Raw genomic sequence first — 3621 nt, forward strand, 5'->3', positions numbered from 1 at the left:
CCCCCTGCTCGACGCCCCCTCGCCCCGCTGGCCCGAGATCCGCTTCGACGCCTGATCCCCCTGTTCTGCTGCTCTGCCGATCCGACGCCTCGGCCGACCGCGCGCTTCACCAGCTCGGCGATCCGCTCCTCCACCTCGGCCGTCACCTCCGTCAGCGCGAAGTACGACCGGCCACATCGGCCCCTCGTCCAGCTGCGCCTCGTCGCTGAAACCCGGCGTGGCGTAGCGGGACTTGAACTTCTCCGCGCTCTGGAAGAAGCACACCACCCTGCCCTCCAGCGCGTAGGCGGGCATCCCGTACCAGAGCCTGGGCGCGAGTGCGGGAGCGGCGGCGGTGACCACCTCGTGCACCCGTTCGGCCGGTACCCGGTCGCCCTGCGGCATCTCCGTGATCTTCGCGAGCACGTCCCGCGGCGCCTCGGCCGCCTTCTCCGTCTGCGAGGCCCGGCGCGCGGCCGTCTTCAGTTCCTGCGCGTGGTCCTTCATCGCGGCCCGCTCCTCGGCGGAGAAGCCCTCGTGCTTGCCGCTCATGCCGAACCCCTCCGTGCTGTCGTGCGATCTCGGGAGGGACCTTGGCGCCCGCCTCCGACACGGCGGAGGGTCCGTCGGATACCGGTGCCGGTGCCGGTGCCGGCAGGTGGTGTGCGCACGACGAAGCGGCGGAGCGGGAGGCCCGTGCCGGTGGGCCTCCCGCTCCGCCGTACCGCCTCCGGTGGCGGTGAGGTGCAGTGGGGTCAGTAGGGCAGGGGCCGGTTCTCGCGGGCCCACGCGCGTTCGGCCTCGCTGCGGGGCGGGGGCGGGGCGATGCCGTCCGTCATCCACAGGTCCTGGGGCGTCTCGTCGATGTGGAACTCGCAGTACAGGCCGCGCTCGGCGGTGTGGGGTGCGAGGAGGGCGGCGAGGCTCTCACGGGTGTGCCGGCGCGCCTGCGGGTCCGCGTTGTGGCGGGCGATGTGCTCGACCACGATGCGCACCGCGCTGTCGGCCGGTTCGCCGCCGACGTGGAAGGAGTCGGCGGCGATCTCGTGGAAGAGGGTCATGACGTAGAACCTCGGCAGCCCGATACGGGTGTAGAACCCCGTGACGTCGCCGGCCAGTTGACGCTTCTGCTCGGGGGTGTAGGTGCCGGGAGGGTGGTAGACGTGCCACAGCGGCATGGGGTGTGCTCCTCGGTGTCGGCGTCGGTGTCGGTGTCGGTGCGTGCTGGTGTCGGTGTGCGTCGGTGCGTGTCGGCCCTGTGCGCCGGTCCCGGCGCGGGGGTCAGCGGCCGATGCGCACGGTGAGGCCCTCCACCGGCCCGGACAGGGCGGCCTTGACGGCCCGGGTGGCGTCGTCGACGAGGACCTCGCTCTCGCCGCGCGCCAGGGCGTCCAGCACGATCCGGGCGACCTCGGCCGGCGGGACCTTCTCGACCGGGAGGGCCGCGACCATGTCGGTGTCCGCGAAGCCCAGGTGCACGCCGAGGACCTGGGTGTGCTGGGCGGCGAGCTCCAGGCGCAGGGAGTTGGTCAGCGACCACAGCGCCGCCTTGGACGCCCCGTAGGCCCCGGCGCCCGCGCCCCAGGACAGCAGCGAGTGGATGTCCACCAGCGCGCCGCCGCCGCGCGCGGCCAGCACCGGCGCGAACGCCCGGGCGACGCGCAGCGGGCCGAGGACGTTGGTCTCGAAGGTGGCCCGGACCTCCTCCAGGTCACCGGTCAGCAGCGGCCCGGGGTGCAGGACGCCGGCGTTGTTGAAGACGATGTCGACGTCGTCGGCGGTGGCGGCCGCGGCGGCCACCGAGGCGTCGTCGGTGACGTCCAGGGCGAGGACCTCCACCCGCGGGTCGCCGCCGGCGCCGGGGGCGGGGGTGCGGGCGGTGGCGTAGACCTTCCCCGCGCCGCGCGCCAGCAGCTCCGAGACGAACGCCCGGCCCAGGCCGCGCAGGCCCCCGGTCACCAGGACGGTGGAGCCTTCGATCACGGTCATGCGCATCTCCTCGCTCTTGGGGCGGCACGGCCGTGACTGGCGGCGCCGCAGCGTTTAGATTATTACCATCATCTAAACGGGATGGGAAAGTGGACCCCGGGAACACCGCCCGGGAGCACCGCCCGGGAGCACCGCCCGGGAACACCACCGCCGTCCGACACGAGGAAGGGAGCCGCGGCATGCCCCGCGTCTCACGCGCCGAGGCCGAACGCAGCCGCCGCCGCGTCATCGACCACACCGCCCGCCTGATCCGGGAGAAGGGCCCCGACCAGGTCAGCGTCCCCGAGGCGATGGCCGCCGCCGGACTCACCCACGGCGGCTTCTACCGGCACTTCGCCTCCAAGGACGACCTCCTCGCCCAGGCCCTCGCCGCCGCCTTCACCGAACGCCGCGAAGCCATGGAACGACTCGCCGACCGGCCCGGCGACCAGCCCGCCGACCGGCCCGGCGACGACCGCACCCCCCGCGCCGAGTTCCTCGACCGCTACCTGTCCGAACCCCACCGCGACCACCCCGGCCACGGCTGCGCCGCCGCCGCACTGGCCGCCGACGCCGCCCGCACCGAACCCGGCTCCCCCCTGCGCACCGCCTACACCGCCGGACTGCACGAACTCGTCGACGCCCTGGCCGCACTGCCCGAAGGCGCCGGACGGCAGGAGACCCTCGCCGACCTGTCCACCATGGTCGGAGCGCTGCTGCTCGCCCGCGCCAGCGACGACACCGCACTGTCCGAGGAGTTCCTGACCGCCGCCCGCCGCCGCCTGGCCGGCGGGGACGGGGCGCCGCGGACCGCATAGGGTCCGTACGTGACCGGGCCGACCCGGACGGAACCAGCGGAAGGACGGACCGTGCCGATCAGAGGCGTGATCTTCGACGTCGACGACACCCTGTTCGACTACTCGGGCTCGGAACAGGCAGGCATCCTCGCCCACCTGCACCACCTCGACCTGCTGCACCGCGCCCCCGACCCGCAGAGCGCCGTGACGCTGTGGCGCGAGGTCATGCGGGAGCAGTACGCCCGCTTCCTGGCCGGCGAACTGACCTTCGCCGGGCAACAGCGCGAACGCGCCCGCCAGTTCCTCGCCCGCCTCGGCGAGGACACCACCACCATGCCCGACGAGACCGCCGCCGCCTGGTTCGCCGGCTACACCGCCCACCGCAACGCCGCCTGGACCGCCTTCCCCGACGCCGCCCCCACCCTCGCCGCCCTCGCCCCCACCCACCGCCTCGGGATCGTCTCCAACGCCCCGATCGACCAGCAACGCCCCAAACTCCACGCCACCGGCCTGCTGCACCACTTCGACGACACCGCCCTCGTCGGCTCCGACCGGCCCGGCGAGGCCAAACCCGACCCCGCCATCTTCCGGACCGGCTGCGCCCGCCTCGGCCTGCCCCCGCACGAAGTCGCCTACGTCGGCGACAACTACGACCTCGACGCCCTCGGCGCCCGCAACGCCGGCCTGCACCCCTTCTGGCTCGACCGCACCGCCACCCGCACCGCCCCGGTCGACGACGGCATCCACGTCCTGCACACCCTCACCGCGCTGCCCGCCGCCCTCCACGCCTGACCCGGGCCGCCCCCGCGCACGGGAAGTCGGCCGGGTCGACTTCCCACTCCCTGGGGCGTGTTGGCCGCCGGCCGTCCGCTGGTGG

Annotated in this window: 4 protein-coding genes and 1 pseudogene; 2 read left to right on the forward strand and 3 right to left on the reverse strand. The window is 74.2% G+C overall.

Annotation, left to right across the window (positions count from 1 at the left end):
- Positions 1–92: 92 nt before the first annotated feature.
- The 3 genes and pseudogenes from ACIQOV_RS32550 to ACIQOV_RS32560 all read right to left on the reverse strand — a co-directional run.
- Positions 93–531 (reverse strand): annotated as a pseudogene (locus tag ACIQOV_RS32550) (iron chaperone); the annotation flags it as partial.
- A gap of 203 nt (positions 532–734) precedes the next feature.
- Positions 735–1157 (reverse strand): tautomerase family protein, encoded by a 423-nt coding sequence (locus ACIQOV_RS32555; RefSeq protein ID WP_359906373.1) that lies wholly within the window; start codon positions 1155–1157, stop codon positions 735–737.
- Positions 1158–1260: 103 nt separating this feature from the next.
- A complete protein-coding gene (locus ACIQOV_RS32560) occupies positions 1261–1968 on the reverse strand; it encodes an SDR family oxidoreductase (protein ID WP_401054314.1) in 708 nt (235 codons plus the stop codon).
- Positions 1969–2147: 179 nt separating this feature from the next.
- Between ACIQOV_RS32560 and ACIQOV_RS32565 the strand changes: the two genes are divergently transcribed.
- Both ACIQOV_RS32565 and ACIQOV_RS32570 read left to right on the forward strand, forming a co-directional pair.
- Positions 2148–2765: a helix-turn-helix domain-containing protein gene (locus ACIQOV_RS32565; protein WP_401054315.1), complete on the forward strand. Its 618-nt coding sequence runs from the start codon at positions 2148–2150 to the stop codon at positions 2763–2765.
- A 51-nt stretch (positions 2766–2816) separates the two neighbouring features.
- On the forward strand, positions 2817–3536 hold the full coding sequence (locus ACIQOV_RS32570) for an HAD family hydrolase (protein ID WP_401054317.1): 720 nt from the start codon (positions 2817–2819) through the stop codon (positions 3534–3536).
- The last annotated feature ends 85 nt before the right edge of the window (positions 3537–3621 follow it).

This window comes from Kitasatospora sp. NPDC091257 (assembly GCF_044757675.1).
Taxonomy (GTDB): Bacteria; Actinomycetota; Actinomycetes; order Streptomycetales; family Streptomycetaceae; genus Kitasatospora; species Kitasatospora lactacystinica.